This window comes from Sinomonas terrae (assembly GCF_022539255.1).
Taxonomy (GTDB): Bacteria; Actinomycetota; Actinomycetes; order Actinomycetales; family Micrococcaceae; genus Sinomonas; species Sinomonas terrae.
In genome coordinates this window covers 3,100,261-3,120,715 of sequence record NZ_JAKZBV010000001.1, presented here as the reverse complement: position 1 = coordinate 3,120,715, position 20,455 = coordinate 3,100,261, and the positions used below count along the sequence as shown (strand labels likewise).

Annotated in this window: 20 protein-coding genes; 10 read left to right on the top strand and 10 right to left on the bottom strand. The window is 67.8% G+C overall.

Annotated features, from left to right (window positions below; translation table 11 throughout):
* Positions 1–10 precede the first annotated feature (10 nt).
* Positions 11–1,279 carry a branched-chain amino acid ABC transporter permease gene (locus tag L0M17_RS14380; protein ID WP_241056461.1) on the bottom strand — a complete coding sequence of 423 codons (1,269 nt, stop codon included), beginning with the start codon at positions 1,277–1,279 and terminating at the stop codon, positions 11–13.
* A 301-nt stretch (positions 1,280–1,580) separates the two neighbouring features.
* Positions 1,581–1,877: a GroES family chaperonin gene (locus L0M17_RS14375; RefSeq protein WP_241056460.1), complete on the bottom strand. Its 297-nt coding sequence runs from the start codon at positions 1,875–1,877 to the stop codon at positions 1,581–1,583.
* 178 nt (positions 1,878–2,055) lie between these two features.
* Between L0M17_RS14375 and L0M17_RS14370 the strand changes: the two genes are divergently transcribed.
* A complete protein-coding gene (locus L0M17_RS14370; protein ID WP_241054761.1) occupies positions 2,056–2,892 on the top strand; it encodes a Bax inhibitor-1/YccA family protein in 837 nt (278 codons plus the stop codon).
* Between the two features lie 111 nt (positions 2,893–3,003).
* Here L0M17_RS14370 and galK read toward each other — a convergent pair whose 3' ends face one another.
* Genes galK through L0M17_RS14355 form a run of 3 tightly spaced genes read right to left on the bottom strand, consistent with a single transcriptional unit; the run spans position 3,004 to position 6,076 of the window.
* Complete coding sequence (gene galK / locus L0M17_RS14365; protein WP_372498025.1) at positions 3,004–4,179, bottom strand: galactokinase; 1,176 nt, start codon at positions 4,177–4,179, stop codon at positions 3,004–3,006.
* A complete protein-coding gene (gene galT, locus L0M17_RS14360) occupies positions 4,176–5,297 on the bottom strand; it encodes a galactose-1-phosphate uridylyltransferase (protein ID WP_241054760.1) in 1,122 nt (373 codons plus the stop codon). The genes galK and galT overlap by 4 nt, the downstream gene beginning before the upstream one ends.
* Positions 5,294–6,076 carry a DeoR/GlpR family DNA-binding transcription regulator gene (locus L0M17_RS14355; protein WP_241054759.1) on the bottom strand — a complete coding sequence of 261 codons (783 nt, stop codon included), beginning with the start codon at positions 6,074–6,076 and terminating at the stop codon, positions 5,294–5,296. Before L0M17_RS14355 ends, galT begins: the two co-directional genes overlap by 4 nt.
* 192 nt (positions 6,077–6,268) lie before the next feature.
* Between L0M17_RS14355 and L0M17_RS14350 the strand changes: the two genes are divergently transcribed.
* Genes L0M17_RS14350 through ilvA form a run of 3 tightly spaced genes read left to right on the top strand, consistent with a single transcriptional unit; the run spans position 6,269 to position 9,713 of the window.
* The gene (locus L0M17_RS14350) at positions 6,269–7,201 is read left to right on the top strand and encodes an aldose 1-epimerase family protein (protein ID WP_241054758.1); all 933 of its coding nucleotides are present in this window, start codon (positions 6,269–6,271) and stop codon (positions 7,199–7,201) included.
* Between the two features lie 26 nt (positions 7,202–7,227).
* On the top strand, positions 7,228–8,448 hold the full coding sequence (locus L0M17_RS14345; protein ID WP_241054756.1) for an AI-2E family transporter: 1,221 nt from the start codon (positions 7,228–7,230) through the stop codon (positions 8,446–8,448).
* Positions 8,449–8,459: 11 nt separating this feature from the next.
* Positions 8,460–9,713, top strand: coding sequence for a threonine ammonia-lyase (gene ilvA, locus L0M17_RS14340; protein WP_241054755.1), 1,254 nt, complete (start codon positions 8,460–8,462; stop codon positions 9,711–9,713).
* Positions 9,714–9,876: 163 nt separating this feature from the next.
* On the opposite strand, the gene greA is transcribed toward ilvA, so the two are convergent.
* Positions 9,877–10,368 carry a transcription elongation factor GreA gene (gene greA, locus L0M17_RS14335; RefSeq protein WP_241054753.1) on the bottom strand — a complete coding sequence of 164 codons (492 nt, stop codon included), beginning with the start codon at positions 10,366–10,368 and terminating at the stop codon, positions 9,877–9,879.
* A 217-nt stretch (positions 10,369–10,585) separates the two neighbouring features.
* The gene (locus L0M17_RS14330; protein WP_241054752.1) at positions 10,586–11,041 is read right to left on the bottom strand and encodes a DUF4307 domain-containing protein; all 456 of its coding nucleotides are present in this window, start codon (positions 11,039–11,041) and stop codon (positions 10,586–10,588) included.
* 18 nt (positions 11,042–11,059) lie between these two features.
* Between L0M17_RS14330 and mca the strand changes: the two genes are divergently transcribed.
* The 3 genes from mca to L0M17_RS14315 are packed head-to-tail and all read left to right on the top strand — an operon-like array spanning position 11,060 to position 14,632.
* Positions 11,060–12,040 (top strand): mycothiol conjugate amidase Mca, encoded by a 981-nt coding sequence (gene mca, locus L0M17_RS14325; RefSeq protein WP_241054750.1) that lies wholly within the window; start codon positions 11,060–11,062, stop codon positions 12,038–12,040.
* A gap of 22 nt (positions 12,041–12,062) precedes the next feature.
* On the top strand, positions 12,063–12,467 hold the full coding sequence (locus L0M17_RS14320) for a hypothetical protein (RefSeq protein ID WP_241054749.1): 405 nt from the start codon (positions 12,063–12,065) through the stop codon (positions 12,465–12,467).
* A 56-nt stretch (positions 12,468–12,523) separates the two neighbouring features.
* On the top strand, positions 12,524–14,632 hold the full coding sequence (locus L0M17_RS14315) for a thioredoxin domain-containing protein (protein WP_241054748.1): 2,109 nt from the start codon (positions 12,524–12,526) through the stop codon (positions 14,630–14,632).
* 6 nt (positions 14,633–14,638) lie between these two features.
* Here L0M17_RS14315 and trhA read toward each other — a convergent pair whose 3' ends face one another.
* Complete coding sequence (trhA, locus tag L0M17_RS14310) at positions 14,639–15,313, bottom strand: PAQR family membrane homeostasis protein TrhA (protein ID WP_241054747.1); 675 nt, start codon at positions 15,311–15,313, stop codon at positions 14,639–14,641.
* Between the two features lie 124 nt (positions 15,314–15,437).
* On the opposite strand from trhA, the gene L0M17_RS14305 reads away from it, so the two are divergent.
* From L0M17_RS14305 to L0M17_RS14295, 3 genes are all read left to right on the top strand, one after another.
* On the top strand, positions 15,438–16,196 hold the full coding sequence (locus L0M17_RS14305; RefSeq protein WP_241054746.1) for an isoprenyl transferase: 759 nt from the start codon (positions 15,438–15,440) through the stop codon (positions 16,194–16,196).
* 243 nt (positions 16,197–16,439) lie between these two features.
* Entirely contained in the window at positions 16,440–17,774 is a 1,335-nt protein-coding gene (phoH2, locus tag L0M17_RS14300; RefSeq protein ID WP_241054745.1) for an RNA 5'-3' helicase PhoH2, read from the top strand.
* A 63-nt stretch (positions 17,775–17,837) separates the two neighbouring features.
* Positions 17,838–18,356, top strand: a complete 519-nt coding sequence (locus L0M17_RS14295) for a prepilin peptidase (RefSeq protein WP_241054744.1) — start codon at positions 17,838–17,840, stop codon at positions 18,354–18,356.
* 59 nt (positions 18,357–18,415) lie between these two features.
* On the opposite strand, the gene L0M17_RS14290 is transcribed toward L0M17_RS14295, so the two are convergent.
* Together L0M17_RS14290 and L0M17_RS14285 are read right to left on the bottom strand one after the other, a co-directional pair.
* A complete protein-coding gene (locus tag L0M17_RS14290) occupies positions 18,416–18,898 on the bottom strand; it encodes an NUDIX hydrolase (RefSeq protein WP_241054743.1) in 483 nt (160 codons plus the stop codon).
* Positions 18,899–19,007: 109 nt separating this feature from the next.
* Entirely contained in the window at positions 19,008–20,441 is a 1,434-nt protein-coding gene (locus L0M17_RS14285; RefSeq protein WP_255732018.1) for a class II fumarate hydratase, read from the bottom strand.
* Positions 20,442–20,455: the final 14 nt, after the last annotated feature.

Here is a 20,455-nt window from a genome sequence, read left to right as displayed (position 1 = left end):
CCGTGCCTCCTTAGCCCACTCGCTCGCGGTGACCCAGAATGCCCTGCGGCCGGAAGAGGAGCACGAGGATCATGATGACCAGCGCCCCGACGTACTTGAGGTCCGAGGTCAGACCGAAGACGGTTGTGAGTTCGACGAAGACCCCGACGACGACGGAGCCCACAAGGGCGCCGAATACCGTGCCGAGGCCCCCGAGGGTGACGCCTGCGAAGATCATGAGCAGGATCTGCTGGCCCATGTTGAACGTCACCCCGGGGCGGTAATAGGCCCATAGGATGCCTCCGAGGGCGGCAAGCAGGCCTCCCATGACCCATACAAGGCGGATGACGCGGTCCACGTCGATCCCGCTTGCGGCGGCAAGGGCCGGGTTGTCGGCGACGGCGCGGGTCGCCTTTCCGAGCCGCGTCCGGAGGAGCACGAATCCGAGGAGTGCGATCACGACGATCGAGATGAGGAGGGAGACGAGGTTGTTCGGTGACACCGAGACCGGTCCGAGATCGATGTCAACGGTCTGCGAGTACGGCAGCTGCTGCGTCTCGCCTCCGAAGAAGAACAGGATCACGTAGCGTGCCGCGAGCGCGAGGCCGATGCTCACGATCATCATGGGAACGTTGCCCGTCCCCCTCCGCCGCAGCGGCTTCCACAGAAGTGCATCCTGAGCGTAGCCGAACACGGCGCCGGAGAGGAGGCCGCCGAGGATCGCGAGCCAGAATGGACTGCCGATGCTGCTGAGCGAGAAGACGACGACGGCGCCCAGAGTCACCATTTCCCCATGTGCGAAGTTCGTGAGGCCCGTTGTCCCGAAGATGAGGGAGAGTCCGACCGAAGCGAGGGCGAGCAGGAGACCGAAGCTGAGTCCCGCGACGAGTCGGTTGGTGAGGTCTCCGACGAAGCTGCTCTGATGAACTGTGATACCGGCGCCGAACGCGAAGATGGTGCTCACATTCGTGGTCTGGTTGAACGTGACCGTCCGCGGGTTCTCCTGACCGGCCGCGAGCTTGACGCCTGAGGGGAGGGTCGACTCGTCGAGCGTCAGCTGGTAGCTGCCTTCCGTGGGTACCGAGATGCTCCACGATCCGTTGGGCGCAGAGGTCGTGCTTCCCTCGAAGCCGTTGCCTTTCGCGGTGATTTTGACGCCTGCGAGCGGTTGGCCGGCATTGCGCAGGAATCCGGAGATGGTGTTCGGGAACTGGGACGTGGAGCCTGAGCTGCTGGGCGACCCTGAGCTGGATGGGGGCGACGACGGCGTGGCCGCCCCGGCACTCGATGCGATGGTCAGGAGGAGGGCAAGGAGGACGCCGAGGAGCGCACCTGCCGCAGAGAGCGGTCGGCGGAGCCGCGAACCGCGAGCGGCGCCCTCTTGCCTCTTGACACTCTCTCGTCTATTCAAGTTGGACCTCCGCTATTCCGGGGTCAGAGCTGGCCCAGGTCAGCTCAAGGACGGACCGACGGCGCGATGCATGGTGCCTTTGTGACGCATCTCACCTGATGGAACGTCATGTTACTCGGCGGAAGGACGGCGCAACTCGCGCTGTGAACCCGGATAGGTAGCGATCAGATAACGACTGCCCCGGAGGTGGTCAGAGGTAGAGGCCGAGCTCGCTCTCGCGGGTCTCTGGCTCAGCAACTGCATGGAGGTCGCGTTCCCTCAGGAGGATGTAGTCCTTCGTCGCCACCTCGACCTCCGAGCGGTCCTCGGGGTCGAAGAGGACGCGATCGCCAACCGAGACCTGACGGACGCTAGGCCCCGCAGCTACGACCACCGCCCAGGCGAGCCGACGGCCGAGGCTCGCCGTCGCCGGAATCACGATCCCGGAGGCCGAACGGCGCTCGCTTGCATCCTTGTCGAGTTGCACGAGGATCCGGTCATGGAGCATGCGCAGGGGGAGTCGAGTGGGCACAGCTGACTTCGCGTTGAGGGACGAGCGCTCTGGACTGTCGGCGTGAGACACGGAGACAGTCTAGTGGGGCGAGGGAACCTTACCACCGAGGTGCTCGTGCACTTGGTAGCCTCTGAACGCAACTCCATCACCGCACCTGATCTAGGAGTGACCCATGGCCCTTGGTGGCAACCCCGTCTTCCGGGGCAAGAACTTCAAGAGTGCCGTTGCGACGGCACCTTCTGTCCAGCCGTCTCCCTATGCGGCGCCGATGACGGCCGAGCAGCTCGACGAGCTGTATCGTGCGCCGTCGGCCGGCCCGGCACAGACCGGGCGCATCACGTACGACGACGTCATCGTCAAGACGCTCGTATGCCTCGGTGCCGTCGTGGTCGGCGCAGTCATCACGCTCTCGGTCCCGCCCGCCGGCGCCCTCGGTCTCACGCTCGTGGGCGCGCTCGGCGGCTTTGTCCTCGGGCTCGTCAATTCCTTCAAGCGCGAGCCGTCTCCGGCACTCGTCCTCGCCTACGCCGCTCTCGAGGGACTCTTCCTCGGTGGCCTGACCCTGCTGCTCGACCGCGTGGCTCCGGGGATCGGCCTGCAGGCCGTGCTCGGCACGTTCGCCGTCGCTGGCGTCACCCTGTTCCTCTACCGCAGCGGTAAAGTCCGCGCGACTCCGGGCCTCGCGAAGTTCTTCCTCATCGCGGTCGTGGGCTACCTCGCCTTCAGCGTTGTGAACCTGTTCCTGATGCTGTTCGGCGTCGTTCAGAATCCATGGGGCCTCCGAGGGATCACGGTGTTCGGCATCCCGCTCGGAGTCGTGATCGGGCTCCTCGCGGTTGTCCTCGCGGCGATCTCGCTCATCTTCGATTTCAACAGCATCGAGCAGGCGGTCAGGGCTGGAGCCCCGAGGCGCGTCGCTTGGACGGCCGCGTTCGGCCTCACCGTGACGCTCGTGTGGCTGTACACCGAGATCCTGCGCGTGCTCGCGATCGTGAACAGCAACGATTAGCCGAGCCGGAGCAATCTGCTGACAGAGCTGGCAGAAGCAGGCGGCCCCGGTACCTTCCGGGGCCGCCTCTTCCGTCTCCAGCGTTGTCTCTGATCGAGCCTTGTCTCTGACCTACGCGAGACGCCTCGCGCCGTCGGCCGGGGTCACGGTGAAGAGCCGCGGCGCTCCGAACCCACGCTCGGCGAAGGCCGCCAGCACGGCGTCGCGCACACGGTTCTCGTCGTCGTCGGGGACGAGCGCGATGGCGGAGCCGCCGAAGCCTCCGCCCGTCATCCGAGCGCCGATCGCCCCGGCAGCGCGGCTTGCCTCCACCGCCGTGTCGAGCTCATCACACGAGATCTCGAAGTCGTCCCGCATCGAGGCATGGCTAGCGTCGAGGAGCGAAGCAATGCCCGCCGGTCCGGAGCCCCGGAGGGCAGCGACGCTGTCGAGCACCCGCTGGTCCTCGGTCACGACGTGCCGCACGCGGCGGAACGTCGTCTCGTCCATGAGACCGCGGGCTTCGTCGAGGTCGTCGACTGAGACATCCCGGAGGGCCTTGACGCCGAGCACCTGGGCGCCGAGCTCGCAGGCGTCCCGTCGATTCGCGTAGCCGCCGTCCGCATGCGAGTGCGCGACCCGCGTGTCGATGACGAGGGTCACGAGCCCGGCCGCGGCTGCGTCGAAGGGGACGAGCTCAACGCTCTGGTCCCGGCAATCGAGGAACACGGCATGCCCCGAACGGCCTCGCAACGACGCAGATTGGTCCATGATGCCGGTCGGTGCCCCAACGAACGCGTTCTCGGCCCGCTGGGTCGTGAGCACGAGCTCCTCGGCGTCAAGCCCGGCACCAGTCACCTCGTTGAGGGCGGTCGCGACCGCGCACTCAATCGCATGCGAGGACGAGAGCCCTGCCCCGAGGGGCACATCCGAATCGAGCACGAGTTCGAAGCCGGGCACGTCGATCCCGCGCTCCTGAAAAGCCCACACGACTCCCGAAGGATAGACGCTCCATCCCTTGGCGCGGTCTGAACGCAGGTCACCCACAGAGAGCTCCGTAATCCCGCTCTCTGATCCGGCGGTGGAGAGAAGCCGCATCACGCCGTCGTCGCGGACGCGCAGGGCCACGCGCGCGGCGAGGTCGATCGCGAACGGCAGCACGAAGCCCTCGTTGTAGTCGGTGTGCTCGCCGATGAGGTTCACCCGCCCGGGAGCAGTCCAGACGCCGTCGGCCGCTCCGCCGAAGGCGTCGCCGAAGGTGGCAGTCAGGCGCTCAAGATCCGGGCTCATCGGCACATTCGGGCTCATTGGCGCGCCTCCGAAACCGCATCGCGGAGGCTGGCAGCGACGTCTTCGGCCCGAGTGTCGTTGATGAATGCGCCCATGGCTGCCTCCGATCCGGCGAGGTACTTGAGCTTGTCCGCCGCGCGCCGCGGCGAGGTGAGTTGGAGATGGAACCGCGAGGGAGGGCCGAGCACGGGGTCGATCGGTGCTTGGAACCAGGCGGCGATGTAGGGGGTTGGGGTCTCGTACAGCGCGTCGACGCCGCCGAGGAGCCGGAGATACAGGTCCGTCAACTCGTCCTTCTCCTCGCCCGTCAAGCCGGCGAAGTCTGCGACGTGCCGGTGCGGCACGAGGTGCACCTCGATCGGCCACCGGGCCGCGAATGGAACGTAGGCGCTGAAATGCTCGCCCTCGAGGATCATGCGTGCTCCGTCGGACCGCTCGCGGTCGAGCAGGGACCCGAGCAGCGTCTGCGTCCTGTCGGTCGCGTCGAAATGCCGGCGCGCCGCCTCGGCGAGCTGGGCGCCGCGAGGGGTGAGATACGGGTACGCGTAGATCTGGCCATGGGGGTGGTGCAGGGTGACGCCGATCTGCGCGCCGCGGTTTTCGAACGGGAACACCTGCCGGATCCCCGGGAGTGCGCTGAGCTCGGCGGTCCGGTGGGCCCAAGCCTCGACGACCGTCCGGGCCCGCGAGTAGGGGAGCCGGGCAAAAGAGCCGTGATGCTCCGGCGTGAAAGACACGACCTCGCACCTGCCGACCGCGGGTACGGTCTCTCCCCACGGCAGGGCGGAGGGCAGTTCCGCGAGCGCGGGCCCGAGCGACGGGAAGCGGTTCTCGAACACGACGACGTTGTAGTCCGGGTCGGGGAGCTCCGAAGCGAACGACGGCGTGCTGGGGCACAGCGGGCAGGCATCGGGGGGCGGGAGGTGGGTCCGTGACTGGCGGTGGGCAGCGACGGCGACCCACTCGCCGCTGAGTGCGTCATAGCGGAGTTCGCCGGGCTCAGGGCGGGGCGGGAGGTCACGGGCGTCGCGGACGGGCGCGCGTCGGGGAGTCCCGGGATCGTCGAAGTAGATGAGTTCGCGTCCGTCGGCAAGAGTGCTTCGCGTGACGGGGGAGAGGCCGGCGGCTGTGGTCATGCATGGCTCCCAATGGTGGAGGTGTCGGCAAGGATGACGTGGGGGATGCGGTCGTCGAGCTCGCGGCGAGCAACGTCGGAGAGCCCCGTGTCCGAGATGAGCGTGTCGGCGCGTTCAAGCGGCGCGATCTGCGCCAGGCTCAGAAGCCCGTACTTTGTGCTGTCCGCGAGGACGACGAGTCGCGCCGCGGCGTCGGCGGCGGCCCTGTTCGTTTCAGCCTCGAGGAGGTTCGGGGTCGTAAGGCCGCCTCGGGGGTGCAGGCCGTGGACCCCCATGAAGCACAATTCCACGTGGAGCTGAGTGAGCGAAGCAGTGGCAAGGGGGCCGACGAGGGCCTCGGACGGCGTGCGCTCGCCCCCCGTGAGGATCGTGCGGACGGAGTGCCCGAGGGCCTCGGCCACCTTGATCGAGTTCGTCGCGACTGTCAGGTCGGGAATGGTCGGGAGGAGTTTGGCGAGCGCAAACGTCGTCGTGCCCGCTGTGACGAACAGCGTCGAGCCCGGCTTGACCAGGGCCGCTGCCTCCCGCGCGATGGCCGATTTCGTATCGGCGTGATGCCCGAACTTGACCTCGAAGCCTGGCTCGGCGAACGCGAAGTCCACAACGCGTGCTGCGCCGCCATGAACCCGCCGCGCGAGCCCGAGGTTCTCGAGCTGCTCGATGTCCCGCCGGATGGTCATTTCCGAGACCGAAAGTGAGCTCGCGAGCTCCGCGACCCGGACCGCCTCGCGCTTTTCGAGCTCCGCCACAATGCGCGCATGGCGCTCTGCTGCCAGCACGGTCGCCCCCTCTTTGCCAAGCTGCTCGTTGATCCCCGAAGGACGCCCGAGAGGTCCCAGGAACGAGGTAACAGCAACAAAAGTTTTCTAACAAAAGATAACATTTCTGCTGCCGGAAGGGAAGGGCCAATTCGGACCAACCTGACCCATAGCTGGGTTGGACCTGGCCCGAGAGCGCTAACGTGAGGAACCATGAGCGCCCCGACTCCTTTCGCCACCCGCCGCGCGGCCGCCACAGGCCGCCAGTACCGCATCTCACGAGGTGGAAGTACCGCCGTCGTCACCGAGCTCGCCGCCGGGCTGCGCTCCTTCGAGATCGACGGCGTGCAGCTCACGGAGACCTATTCGGACGCCCAAATCCCTCCGGGCGCCGCCGGGATCACGCTTGCACCCTGGGCGAATCGCATCGAGGACGGACGCTGGACGCTCGACGGCGAGGTCCAGCAGCTCGACATCACCGAGCCGTCGAAGAACAACGCGAGCCACGGACTGCTCCGCAACACCGGCTACGAGCTGCTCGAGCACGAAGACACCCGCGTGGTACTCGAGGGCACCGTCTTCCCGCAGCACGGCTACCCCTTCCTGGTCAGGCACCGCGTCGAGTACCGAATTGACGACGACGGGAGCCTCCACGTGCGCCAGTCGCTCGCCAACGACTCGGAGCGGCCCGCGCCTTTCGTGCTCGGCGCGCACCCCTTTCTGCGACTCGGGGACGTCGAGACCGGCGAACTCACGCTCACGGTGAGGGGCGAACGACGGCTTGTACCGGACGAGCGGCAGATTCCACGGTCTACGACGCCAGCCGAGGGGGAGTGGGACCTTTCCGGGGGCCGGCGGGTCGGCAACCTTGACCTCGACTCGGCCTACACCGGCCTCACCTTCGAGGAAGGGGTAGCCCGCGCGACGCTCACCGCGCCGAACGGCAGGTCGGTCTGGCTCTGGCAGGACAATCGCTGCCGCTACACGCACGTGTTCGTGACGCGCCGCTACCCTGGCCGGGACATAGCAGTCGCCCTTGAGCCACAGACCGGGCCAGCCAACGCATTCAACAGCGGCGAAGACCTGGGCTGGCTCGCCCCGGGGGAGGGAACGGCCATGGAATGGGGCATCGGAGCCGCGCTCTGACGCGGGCGGGATGACAGGATGGACCGATGGACGCCTCCGACGCACCCCGGACCGACGCCCCCGACCGCTCCGCGCTTCCCGCCGGCCCGCAAGCCTCTGCTCCTCGCCCGTCTTCCGACCGCCGTGTAACTGACGCCGACCTGCCGTTCGCGCTGCGCATCGCCGCCGCGTGGTCGTGGCGCCTCGCGATCATCATGGCCGTCCTCAGCGCTGTCCTCTGGGGGCTTGCCCACCTGAGCTTCCTCGTGATTCCCGTCCTCGTGGCCGCGTTGCTCGCTGGCCTCCTCAGCCCCGTTGTCGCATGGCTCCGGCGCGCACGCGTCCCGCGCGGTCTCGCAGTGGCCATCACGGAGCTGGGCTTCATCGGCCTGGTCGCCGGTCTCCTGACGTTGGTGGGACGGCAGCTCACCGCGGGTCTCGCCCAGCTTTGGGATCAAGCGCTCGCCGGCCTCAGCGAGGTGCAGAAGTGGCTCGCGGAGGGCCCGCTCCAGATCACGGCCTCGCAACTCCACACCTATATCGACAACGCCCAGAACATGCTGCAGAACAACCAGAGCGGACTGCTCAGCGGGGCCATCAGCGTGGGGAGCTCGGCGGGACACATCATCACGGGTGCGCTCATCGCGCTCTTCGTTCTGATCTTCTTCCTGCTTGAAGGGGAGCGGATCTGGCGGTTCCTCGTGGGGCTCCTTCCGAGGGCTGCCCGAGCCGCCACGGACGGCGCCGGACGGGCGGGCTGGGTCTCGCTCGTGAGCTACGTCCGGGTCCAGGTGCTCGTCGCGGCGGTCGACGCCGTCGGCATCGGCGTGGGTGCCGCGATCCTCGGGGTCCCGCTCGCGCTTCCGCTCGGGATCCTCGTCTTCGTCTCGTCCTTCGTCCCGGTGGTCGGCGCCCTTGTGAGCGGCGCCGTCGCCGTCCTGCTCGCCCTCGTCGCCAACGGCCTCGTCAACGCGGTCATCATGCTCGCGGTCGTCATCCTCGTCCAGCAGCTCGAGAGCCACGTGCTGCAGCCGCTCGTCATGGGACGCGCCGTCGCCCTCCACCCGGTCGCGGTCGTCCTCAGCGTTGCCGCCGGCTCCTACCTCGTAGGCATCCCTGGTGCCCTCTTCGCGGTGCCCACCCTCGCCGTCGCAAACTCCGCCGTTCGCTTCATCTCGTCACGATCATGGGAAACTGATAGGGTGCTAGCTCGCCCGGAGCCCGTCTCCGAGGGCGGCGGCGCCGCAGAATCCTCCGAAACCTCATAGGAGCTAGCCCGATGAATGTGCTCTCGACCCTCGCTGTGACGCTGGACGATGTCCTTGCTGCGCAGGAGCTGCTCGAGGGCATTATTGTGAGGACGCCGATCGAGACGTCGAGAGCGTTGGCTCAGGTGACGGGGTCCGAGGTCTTCTTCAAGTGCGAGAACCTCCAGCGGGCCGGTTCGTTCAAGGTCCGCGGCGCGTACGTGCGCATGGCCCGCCTCAGCGCCGAGGAGCGCGCGCTCGGGGTTGTCGCGGCGTCGGCCGGAAACCACGCCCAAGGCGTTGCGGTGGCCGCCAAACGCCTCGGCATCAAGGCGCGCATCTACATGCCGCTTGGCGTCGCGCTCCCCAAGCTCCAGGCGACCCGAAGCCACGGAGCCGAAGTCATCCTCCACGGGCACAACGTCGACGAGGCGCTCGCCGAGGCCAAACGCTATGCCGAGGAAACCGGGGCCGTGTTCGTGCACCCGTTCGACAACGCCGATGTGGTCGCCGGGCAGGGGACAGTGGGGCTTGAGATCCTCGAGCAGATCCCCGATGTCGACACGATCCTCATGGGCGTGGGCGGCGGCGGTCTGCTCGCGGGTGTCGCCGTCGCCGTCAAGGCGAGGGCCGCCCAGCTCGGACGCGAGATCCGGGTGATCGGCGTGCAGGCGGAGAACGCCGCAGCGTACCCGCCGTCGCTCGCCGCGGACGCCGTCGTCCCCCTCCCGAAGGTGGCGACTATGGCGGACGGCATCGCGGTCGGCCTCCCCGGCCAGATCCCGTTCAGCATCATCCGGGAACTCGTCGACGATGTCGTGACCGTGAGCGAGGATTCGCTCGCCCGGGCACTCATCTTCCTCCTCGAACGCGCGAAGCTCGTCGTGGAGCCCGCGGGGGCGGTCGGCGTCGCCGCGCTCATGGACGGGAAGCTCGCTGAACTCGGCATCGACGCCAAGAAGACCGCCGTCATCCTCTCGGGCGGCAACATCGATCCGATGCTCATGCTCAAGGTCATCCAGCGCGGCCTCTCAGCTGCCGGACGGTTCCTGACGGTGCGCATGATGCTCGACGACCGCCCGGGATCGCTCGCCACCATCTCGCGCATCATCGCGGAGAACGACGCGAACGTCACCGGTGTCGACCACACGAGGGTCGGTGGCTCGATCGCCATGGGCGACGTCGCGATCACGATCGACATGGAGACCAAGGGCCACCAGCACTCGGAGCAGGTCCTCGAGGCACTGCGGGCAGAGGGCTTCCAGCCGATCGTGATGCACGTCTAGCTCGCCCCAGCACAGGCAGCACAGGCAGCACAGGTAGCAGAGGCAGCAGAGACAGTACAGACGGCAACACGACGGCGGCGCCGCACCCCATGAGGGGCGGCGCCGCCGTCGTCGCTCTGGGAGCTATCGCCCTACGCGCAGCGCTGAGGGCGAGCCCAGATGATCAGCCCGCGTAAGGGGTAGCCGAGATGATCTCGACCTGGATCTCCTTGCCGTTCGGCGCCGTGTAAGAGAGCTTCTCGCCCTGCTTGTGGCCGATGATGGCCGCGCCGAGCGGCGACTTCTCGCTGAAGACGTCGATCTCGGCGTCGCCCGCGATTTCGCGTGAGCCGAGCAGGAAGCGCTCCTCCTCACCCGCGATCTTCGCAGCGACGAGCATCCCCGGTTCGACGACGCCGTCGTCAGCGGGCTTCTCGCCTACTTGGGCATTGCGGAGGAGTTCCTGCAGCTGGCGGATGCGGGCCTCGATCTTACCCTGCTCCTCCTTGGCCGCGTGGTAGCCGCCGTTCTCCTTGAGGTCGCCCTCCTGGCGGGCCGCCTCGATCCTCTCGACGATCTCGTGACGGCCGGCACCTGAGAGGTGGTCAAGCTCGGCCTTCAGGCGGTCGTACGCCTCCTGTGTGAGCCAGGCCCCGCCATGGTGGGTGGTGGTCATCTCGTCTCCTCAATATATCCGTGCACGTTCCTGCACGGCCTTCCATGCAAAGACCCCGCCGGAGTGCTGCCGCGATCCCGGGTGCAAACCCGGTCCGCCTGCTGCCACCGACGGGGCACTGGTATTAGTCCATTGTAGTGATCACGTCAGGCGATCCCAAGCTGGACTGAGGTGCGTGTCACATCCTCGCTATTTGCTTGAACGAGGTGCGAGCGCGTCAGGTTCCCGCGATCCAGCACGAATCGATCGATACTGAGACAGCCTCAGTCTGGGTGCGGAGCACGACGTGCGCCTGTTGCGTCGTCTGGCCCGAAGCGCCCGCTACCGGCCCGAATTCCAGCTGTTTCCAGCCGACGACACCGAACGAACTGTCCTGCGCCTTCACCGTGCAGTACGCCGTCTGGGAGGCGTCCTTGGTGACCTGGATGTCCTCCGTCGCGTGCCCAGCATCCGGGGTGGTGAAGCTCACGTCCTTGAAGGAGACGGTCGCACTATTTCCGCTCCACGCGAACAGGGCCACCCCGATGACGACGACGACCAGCACCGCAGCAGAGAGGATCAGGCCGGCGCGCCGGGACATCTTGCGCCGGGGCACACCGTAGCGGTCGCCGTACCTTGCGCTGCCACGCTGGGCGTATCGCGAGTCGGCTGCTGCTCCGGGGCTTTGGGTCACCTGACTATTCTAGGAGACGTGTCTGCGAACAACGACGCGCTCCGCCCTGCGAACAACGACGCGCTCCGCCCTGCGAACAACGACGCGCTCCGCCCTGCGAACCATGACGGCGCCCTCCGCCTCCTCGCCGTCCACGCCCATCCAGACGACGAGTCGAGCAAGGGTGCGCCCATGATGGCCAAGTACCTCGCCGAAGGTCACGAAGTCATGGTGGTGAGCTGCACGGACGGCTCACGGGGAGACATCCAGAACCCGGCGCTGCTCGGCTACGCCCACGCAGACAGGGACATGGGCGGCGTCCGGCGGCTCGAGATGGCCGAGGCCCAGCGCATCATCGGCATGCAGCACCGGTGGCTCGGGTTCACTGACTCGGGCCTGCCCGAGGGTGATCCGCTGCCGCCGCTGCCGTGGGGCGCGTTCGCGACGTTTCCGTTGCATCAGGCGGCAGCGCCGCTCGTCCGACTCGTGCGCGAGTTCCGGCCCCACGTCGTCGTCTCCTACGACGAGAACGGCGGCTACCCGCACCCGGACCACATCATGGCCCACCGCGTCGCTGTCGAGGCCTTCCGCGCAGCCCCGCTCGCAGAGGAGTACCCCGATGCGGGGGAGCCCTGGGCGCCGTCGAAGCTCTACTACGACGTGCCGTTCAATGCCCGCAAGTACGAGACCTTCCACCGCGCCCTGCTCGAGGCGGGACTCGAATCGCCCTACGCGCGCTGGGTCGCCTCTGCAACAGAGGACGACGCCGAAGGGCACCACCCGTGGGCGGCCCGGCACCCTGTGACGACCCAGGTCGAATGCGGCAAGTACTTCGAGATCCGCGACCGTGCGCTCGCCGCCCACGCATCGCAGGTGGACCCCAACGGCTCCTTCTTCGCGGTCTCGCTCGAGCTGCGGCAGCGCCTGTGGCCGTGGGAGGACTACTCCCTCATTTCCTCCTCCGTCGGCTACCCCAAGGATGGCCAGACCGAGGAGGATCTCTTCGCCGGACTGCGATAGTTTGGCACGCTAAGATTGTTGGGTGCATTCTCTGTTCCTGGCCCTCGCCGCCACGCCCAACCCGACTGATTCGGGGACGCTCCGCCCGGGCCTGACCGATGACCAGATCACCCCCGGAATCTGGGGATTCCTCTCGACGGCGTTCATCGTCGTCCTCATGCTCTTGCTGATCGTCGACATGGTGCGCCGTCTCCGCCGCGTCCGCTACCGGAGCCAGGTCGAGGAAGAGCGTGCCGCTGGCGAGGCGCCCGAGGTCCGTGAGGACGCCGACGAAGTCGTGGCCGACGGCGCTTCCTCGTCCGGCCCTTCCTCGTTGGACGCTTCCCCGTCCGGCCCTTCCGTCGACGCTTCCGGTGACGGCACGCCTGCAGACGAGTCACCCCAAGACCAGCCCTCTCGCAGCCGAGGCCCCAAGGCCACGCGCTAGCCCCTCTTCCATACCGCAGTGTGTACCCCGGGCGGTTCCGGGGGAGACTCGAAGGTATGGCGAACAGACTTGCAGGGAGCCCCTCGGCCTACCTCCGGCAGCACGCGGCGAATCCCGTGGACTGGCAGCACTACGGCGACGAGGCCCTTGCCGAAGCCGCGCGGCGCGGCGTCCCGGTCTTCATCTCCATCGGCTACGCCGCGTGCCACTGGTGCCACGTTATGGCCCATGAGTCCTTCGAGGATCGGGCGACAGCCGAGGTGCTCAACGAACGCTTCGTGAGCATCAAGGTCGACCGCGAGGAGCGCCCCGACGTCGATGCCGTCTACATGGCGGCGTGCCAGGCCATGAGCGGCCAAGGCGGCTGGCCGCTGAGCATCTTTGCCCTCCCGGACGGCCGCGCGTTCTACGCCGGCACCTATTTCCCACCCCTCCCGTACCCCGGGCGCCCGAGCTTCCGCCAGATCCTTGACGCTGTGTGGGAGGCGTGGACAGAGCGGCGCGAGGCGGTCGAACAGCAGGCCGCCGCACTCGCCGAGGGGCTCGGAGGCGTGTTCTCCGCCCACCTGCTCGACGTCAAGGCACCCGCCCTTGCCGTCGAGTCCCAGGCCCTCGACGACGCCGTCGCCGCGCTGGTCCGCGGCGAGGACCCCGAAAACGGTGGCTTCGGCGGCGCCCCCAAGTTCCCGCCGTCGCCCGTTCTCGAATTTCTCATCCGCCACGCCTCGGCGGCATCCTCGGGAGGTGGCACCGCGGAGGCTGCGCGTGCTGTTGCGGGCCGGACTCTCGCTGGCATGTGCCGTTCGGCGCTCTTCGACGCCCTCGGGGGAGGGTTCGCCAGGTATTCCGTGACGGCCGACTGGTCGCTGCCGCACTACGAGAAGATGCTCTACGACAACGCCCAACTCCTGCGGGTCCTCGCGCACTGGGTATGGCTCGGCGGCTCGGACGAGTTTCCCCGAGACGAGGCCCACCACGCCGCCGTCCTCACCGCGGAGTGGCTCGTCCGTGAGCTCGGCCTTCCCGAGGGCGGCTTCGCGTCGTCGCTCGACGCGGACTCCGAGCGTGACGGCCGCAGCGTCGAGGGCGGCTACTACGTGTGGACCCGCCGAGAGCTCGCCGAGGCGTTGGGCCAGGAGAACGCGGCCGACGCCGCACGCCTCGCCGCGGTCTTCGGCCTGCCCATGGGGGAGCACTCGGACCACGCCGGGCCCCTTCACGCAGGCCGCGCCCTCGACACGGCCGAACGCGAACTCCTTGAACGCCACAGGGCTGCGCTCGTCGTCGCGCGAGCACGGCGCACGCCACCGGGACGCGATGACAAGGTGGTCGCGGGCTGGAACGGCCTCGCCGTTGCCGCCCTCGCAGACGCAGCGTGGGCACTCGAGAGGCCCGAGCTGCTCGACGCGGCACAGCGCGCCGCCGAGCTCCTCGCAACGGTGCACTGGGACGGAGAGCGACTCCTCCGCGTCTCTCACGCCGGGTCGGGAGCGGGGATCGAAGGTCTCCTCGCGGACTACGCCGGTTGTGCTGAGGGCGCATTCAGCCTGTACGCGGCGACCGGGGAAGAACGGTGGTACGCGTGGGCCGAGGAGCTTCTCGAGGCAGCCACGCAGCGCTTCGTCGCGGACGGACTGCTCTCGGACGAAGCAGTCGCCCCCAGAGAAGCTTCCGCCGGCGTTCGGTCGGCCCTTGCAGGAGCCCGCACTCTCGACCCCCACGACACCGAGACGCCGAGCGGCGCCTCCCTGCTCGCGGGCGTCCTGCTCACCCACGCCGCCTACAGCGGCTCCCTCGAGGATCGCGCGCTTGCATCGTCGATCCTTGCAGGACTCCCGCGTGTGCTGGCCCAAGGACCTCGGGTCGCCGGATGGCTCCTGGCCGTCGGCGAAGCCTCGCTCGCGGGCCCACTCGAGATCGCCGTGGTGGGCCGCCCGGGGGAGAACCGCCGTCGTCTGCTCGCGGCAGCGCTGGCAGCACCCAGCGCAGGGCGGGTCGTTGCCGTAGCGGATGCCGAAGCCGCAGACGGAAAGGTTCCCCTGCTTGCCGACCGCCCTTCAGGCCCGGACGGGTCGCCGCTCGCCTACGTGTGCCGCGACTTCGCATGCCGGCTGCCGGTCGGGACACCCGAGGAACTGGGCGAGCAGCTGCGGGCGGGAGGATGACTCCGGTCAGAGGCCGGGAGCGCCGAGTATCGCGACCATGATGGCCACGAAATGCACGGCAAAGCCCGCCACCGTGAAGGCGTGGAAGAACTCGTGGAAGCCGAAGTGGCGCCAGCTGAAGTTGGGCCGGCGGATTCCGTAGAACACCGCACCCGCAATGTAGAAAGCTCCGCCCAGGCACACGAGGATCGCCGCGGGGACGTTTGCGGCGAAGAACTGCGGGAGGAACAGGAATGCGGCGCAACCGAGGGCGACGTAGATCGGCACATAGAGCCACCGCGGTGCGGTGACCCAGACAACGCGGAAGAGCACGGTGAGCGCTGCTGCGCCCCAGACCGCGACGAGGAGCACGAGGGCCGTCGGACGGGGGAGGAGCACCCACGAGAGCGGGGTATAGGTGCCGGCAATGACGAGCACGATATTCGTATGGTCGATCCGTTTGAGGATTGTTTTGACTCGGGGCGACCAGTTTCCGCGATGGTAGATCGCCGAAATACTGAAGAGCGCGAGGCCCGTGAATGCGTAGACGGCGCACGCGATCTTTCGGTCGGCCGTAGGTGCGAGCGCGACGAGAACAATGCCGGCGACCAGCGCGATGGGCGCTGCCACGGTGTGGATCCAGCCCCGCCATGAAGGCTTGAGTGCCAAGAGCTCGGCACGGGTCACCGCGTGCTGCCGCATGCTTCAGTCTAGCCGGAGACGCCCAAGTTACTCTCAAGTAGGATTTTGGGCCAGCGTCCCGCGCCTGACTCCTCGGCGGCGTCTGAACCCCGCCCCGCCCTGCTCTGCCGGTAGGCTGGTGGCCATGCTTCCCGGCTTCCTCTACGGCTACTACGAGCGCCGGCTGCAGCGTGTCCTGACACCGGAGAGCATCCCCGGCCACATCGGGGTCATGGTGGACGGCAACCGCCGTTGGGCACGGCAGTTCAACGCGCCCACGGCCCAGGGCCACCGAGCTGGCGCCGACAAGATCCACGAATTCCTCGGCTGGTGCCGTGAACTGGGCGTGCGCGTCGTAACCCTCTACATGCTCTCGACCGACAACATGAACCGCTCGAGCGAGGAACTCGCAGAGCTCACGGACATCATCGCCGAAACTCTCGACCGGCTCGACGACGATCCGAACGTGTCCGTCCACGCCATGGGCGCCCCGGAGCTTCTTCCGGACCACCTTGCCGAGCGGCTTGCGCGATTGACGGCGAAGCCGAGCCCCTCGGAGCCGCTCCACGTCAACGTCGCCGTCGGCTACGGCGGGCGCCGCGAGATCGTCGACGCAGTGCGTGACCTCCTGAGGGATGCCCTCAACCGGGGCGAGGACATTGCGGCCCTCGCCGAACGCCTCGACGTCGATGACATCTCCCGGTTCCTCTACACCGCGGGCCAGCCGGATCCGGACCTTGTAATCCGGACGTCGGGGGAGCAGAGGCTCTCCGGCTTCCTCATGTGGCAGAGCGCCTACAGCGAGTTCTACTTCTGTGAGGCGCTCTGGCCGGACTTCCGGAAGGTCGACTTCCTCCGCGCCCTGCGCGACTACGCAGGGCGCCAGCGCCGCTTCGGCGCCTGAGGTTTGGTTGGCGCCTGAGGTCTGGTTGGTGCCTGAGGCCTGATTCAGGCAACATGCCCATCGCGTTCATTTCCCGGCAACCTCCCGCGGCGTAGGGTTGCGGCATCGGGGGGCATCCGCTTCCCGAGCGGGGAGGCCGAGTTGGGCGTTGCGTTTGCAGCTGCTCCGGGAGGCCGGCCCGGCCTCGCGGCCGAGCCGGAAGGAACTGGAGACTGCCGGGGAAACCTGGGGGCTGGAGTCGACGTGACGACCACTGGAACGCTGTCCGAAGAGCACGCCGCCGCTGCCGAGCGTCGGACGTACGTACTGGACACCTCCGTTCTGCTGTCTGATCCGCGGGCAGTGCTGCGCTTTGCCGAGCACGAGGTCGTGATCCCGGTTGTTGTGATCACCGAACTCGAGGCGAAACGCCACGACCCCGAGCTGGGCTACTTCGCGCGCAAGGCCCTGCGCCTGCTCGATGATCTGCGCCTCGAACACGGGAGCCTTGGGAGCCCGATCCCCCTCGGAACGCAGGGTGGGACGCTCGTCGTCGAACTCAACCACATTTCGGCAGAGGTCCTGCCTGCGGGCTTCCGCAGTGGCGACAACGACGCGCGGATCCTCGCTGTGGCAAAGAACCTCGCCAACGAGGGGCGCTCCGTCACGGTCGTCTCGAAGGACCTTCCGATGCGCGTCAAGGCGTCTGCGATGCAGCTCGACGCGGATGAGTACCGCAACGAGCAGATCGTCGACTCGGGGTGGACCGGAGTTGCAGAGATCGATGCGGGCGACGCTGAGGTCTCGGCCCTGTACGGTCACGAGCCCGTCTTCCTGCCGGAAGCGGCGGAGATGCCGGTCAACACAGGGCTCGTCATCATGTCCTCCCGCGGCTCGGCCCTCGGGCGGGTGGGCGCGGACAAGCAGGTTCGCCTCGTCCGCGGCGACCGTGACGTGTTCGGCCTCCACGGCCGTTCGGCGGAACAGAGGCTCGCGATCGACCTCCTCATGGATCCCGCCGTGGGGATCGTCTCCCTCGGCGGAAAGGCGGGCACTGGCAAATCGGCTCTCGCGCTGTGCGCGGGCCTCGAAGCCGTGATGGAGCGTCGTGAGCACAAGAAGGTGGTCGTGTTCAGGCCGCTCTTCGCGGTCGGCGGACAGGAACTGGGCTATCTGCCCGGCACCGAGGCCGAGAAGATGAATCCTTGGGGCCAGGCCGTCTTCGACACGCTCGGCGCCGTGACAAGCCCTGCCGTCATTGACGAGGTCATGGACCGCGGGATGCTCGAGGTCCTCCCGCTCACCCACATCCGCGGACGGTCGCTCCATGATTCGTTCGTCATCGTGGACGAGGCGCAGTCCCTCGAGAAGAACGTCCTGCTCACGGTCATGAGCCGCATCGGCCAGAACTCGAAGATCGTCCTCACGCACGACGTCGCACAGCGCGACAACCTTCGGGTGGGCCGGCATGACGGAATCGCGGCAGTCGTCGAGACGCTCAAAGGCCACCCGCTCTTCGCCCACGTGACGCTCACGCGCTCGGAGCGCTCGCCCATCGCCGCCCTCGTGACTGAGCTGCTCGAGCGGGCCGAGATCTAGGGGCGTCTGGCGGCCGCCGCCGATTGCCACGGAGTGAGGGGAGTCGTCGGATAGGGTCCAAGGGTGACCCTCCGACTCCCCGAGCTCTGGCAGACGAGCCCGGTCGCGTTCTGGCTCGTCGTCGCGTGCCTCGCCTATTTTGTCTGGATGGCGGCGCGGCTCGCCGTGATCGACATTCGCAGCCATCTCCTGCCGAACCGGATCGTGCTGCCGAGCTATTGGGCGGCCCTCCCGCTGGCCCTCGCCGCCGCGATCGGTTCAGCGGGGGTGGCTTTCGACGTCGGGGCTATCCTGCGGGTCCTAGGCTCGGGCGCCGTTCTGTGGGCCGTCTATTTCGTGCTCCGCGTCGTCTATCCGGCCGGAATGGGCTTCGGCGACGTCAAGCTCGCCGGTGTTCTCGGCCTCTACCTCGGATTCCTCAGCTGGGAGCATCTCCTGTGGGGCACGGCCGCCGCGTTCCTGCTCGGGGGACTCTACGGCGTTGTGCTCATTGTGCTCCGTCGGGCAACCGGCAAGACCGCGATCCCGTTCGGCCCGTTCATGCTCGTCGGCGCCGCCTTGGCGCTCCTTCTGCCCGCCTAAGGGTTCAATAATCACCTCTGCGCGAGGGCGTGGGCGCGCGGCTGCGTGGGGGATTGGGGTCACCTTCCGGCGGGTGCGACGAAGTGCGCCCCGCGCGTTGGATCGAGCGCCCATTCGATGGCGCGGCGGTGCAGCGGTGGCAGTTCGGGGAGCGCGTTGGCCTCGAACCAGCGGACCTCGAGGTTCTCGTCGTCGTTGACGCAGGCCTCGCCTCCCACGTAGTCGCACGCCATCACGACGTCGAGGTACTGGGCGTGATCGCCGTTCGGGTAGACGACCGGAGCTGTGGTCCCTACGCCGGCGAGATGACTGACCCGCACGTGAACGCCTGTCTCCTCGAACACTTCGCGGACCGCTGTCATCGCGGGTTCTTCACCCGGCTCGATGATGCCCGCGGGAACAGTCCAGCGGCCGTTGTCGGCGCGGCGCACGAGGAGCAGCCGCCCGCCGTCGTCCGTGACGACCGCCTTGACGCCTGGCAGCCAGAGCGGGTGGACGCCGATCATGTCACGCAAGGCCAAGATGAAATCAGGGGTGGGCACGGGCTCAAGAGTACCTGCGAACGACGACGGCGGGCGCCGCGCGGGGGAGATGATCCCCGGCGACGCCCGCCGACGCATTGCCTCGTTCAGCCCGGGCTGAGAGGGGGGACTACGCCTTCGCCTGGCCCGTCATGGTGGTGACGTCGAGAGCCTTGTCGAGCTGCTCTTCCGTAAGTTCGCCGCGCTCCACGAAGCCGAGGGCAAGAGTCGCCTCACGGATGGTGAGGCCCTCCTTGACGGCCTTCTTGGCGATCGCGGCGGCGTTCTCGTAGCCGATGTACTTGTTCAACGGGGTCACGATCGACGGCGAGGCCTCCGCGAGGAAGCGGGCCCGCTCGACGTTCGCGGTGATGCCGTCGACCATCTTGTCCGCCATGACGCGCGCCGTGTTGGCGAGCAGACGGATCGACTCGAGCAGGTTCGCGGCCATGACGGGGATGCCGACGTTGAGCTCGAAGGCGCCATTGGTAGAGGACAGGGCGATGGTCGTGTCATTGCCGATGACCTGGGCGGCGACCATGATCGCGGCCTCGCAGATGACCGGGTTGACCTTGCCCGGCATGATCGACGAACCGGGCTGCAGGTCCGGGATCGCGATCTCGCCGAGGCCCGTGTTGGGGCCAGAGCCCATCCAGCGCAGGTCGTTCGAGATCTTCATGATCGAGTAGGCGATGTTGCGGAGCTGGCCCGACGCCTCGATGAGACCGTCGCGGTTCGCCTGCGCCTCGAAGTGGTTCCGGGCCTCCGTGATCGGGAGCGCCGTGTCCTGGGCGAGGAGCTTGATGACGCGCTGCGGGAAGCCCGCGGGCGTGTTGATGCCCGTGCCGACCGCGGTGCCGCCGAGTGGAACCTCCGCGACCCGGGGAAGCGAGGCCTCGATACGCTCGATGCCGTAGCGGACCTGGGCCTCGTAGCCGGAGAACTCCTGGCCGAGGGTCACGGGCGTGGCGTCCATGAGGTGGGTACGGCCCGACTTCACGACGTCCTTGAACTCTTCGGCCTTGCGGCCGAGGGCGGCAGCGAGGTGGGTCAGGGCCGGGACGAGATCGTTGAGCAGGGCGTTGGTCGCGGCAACGTGAACCGACGTCGGGAAGACGTCGTTCGAGGACTGCGACGCGTTGACGTGGTCGTTCGGATGAACGACCTTGTCCACGCCCTTCTCCTGGAGCGCGCGGCTCGCGAGCTCAGCGAGGACCTCGTTCATGTTCATGTTCGAGGAGGTCCCAGAGCCAGTCTGGAACACGTCGATCGGGAAGTGGTCGTCGAATTCCCCCGCAGCCACACGGTCCGCGGCTTCAGCGATGGCGTCGGCGAGATCTCCGTCGATCACGCCGAGATCCTCATTGGCGCGGGCCGCGGCCTTCTTGACCCGGGCGAGGGCCTCGATGTGCTTGCGCTCGAGGGTCTTGCCCGAGATCGGGAAGTTCTCCACGGCGCGCTGCGTCTGGGCGCGGTACAGAGCGGCCGCGGGCACCCGCACTTCGCCCATCGTGTCGTGTTCGATCCGGTATTCGGCAGAATCCTGCACGGCAGAGTCAGTCATGGCACCCAGACTAG

What these genes read in the sequence shown, in the direction of transcription:
- greA (WP_241054753.1), bottom strand. Translation starts at nt 10,368, where the DNA reads ATGACCACCACCCACCATGGCGGGGCCTGGCTCACACAGGAGGCGTAC.
- L0M17_RS14350 (WP_241054758.1), top strand. Translation starts at nt 6,269, where the DNA reads ATGAGCGCCCCGACTCCTTTCGCCACCCGCCGCGCGGCCGCCACAGGC.
- L0M17_RS14345 (WP_241054756.1), top strand. Translation starts at nt 7,228, where the DNA reads ATGGACGCCTCCGACGCACCCCGGACCGACGCCCCCGACCGCTCCGCG.
- ilvA (WP_241054755.1), top strand. Translation starts at nt 8,460, where the DNA reads ATGAATGTGCTCTCGACCCTCGCTGTGACGCTGGACGATGTCCTTGCT.
- trhA (WP_241054747.1), bottom strand. Translation starts at nt 15,313, where the DNA reads ATGCGGCAGCACGCGGTGACCCGTGCCGAGCTCTTGGCACTCAAGCCT.
- L0M17_RS14305 (WP_241054746.1), top strand. Translation starts at nt 15,438, where the DNA reads ATGCTTCCCGGCTTCCTCTACGGCTACTACGAGCGCCGGCTGCAGCGT.
- L0M17_RS14370 (WP_241054761.1), top strand. Translation starts at nt 2,056, where the DNA reads ATGGCCCTTGGTGGCAACCCCGTCTTCCGGGGCAAGAACTTCAAGAGT.
- L0M17_RS14375 (WP_241056460.1), bottom strand. Translation starts at nt 1,877, where the DNA reads ATGCTCCATGACCGGATCCTCGTGCAACTCGACAAGGATGCAAGCGAG.
- galK (WP_372498025.1), bottom strand. Translation starts at nt 4,179, where the DNA reads ATGAGCCCGAATGTGCCGATGAGCCCGGATCTTGAGCGCCTGACTGCC.
- galT (WP_241054760.1), bottom strand. Translation starts at nt 5,297, where the DNA reads ATGACCACAGCCGCCGGCCTCTCCCCCGTCACGCGAAGCACTCTTGCC.
- L0M17_RS14315 (WP_241054748.1), top strand. Translation starts at nt 12,524, where the DNA reads ATGGCGAACAGACTTGCAGGGAGCCCCTCGGCCTACCTCCGGCAGCAC.
- L0M17_RS14285 (WP_255732018.1), bottom strand. Translation starts at nt 20,441, where the DNA reads ATGACTGACTCTGCCGTGCAGGATTCTGCCGAATACCGGATCGAACAC.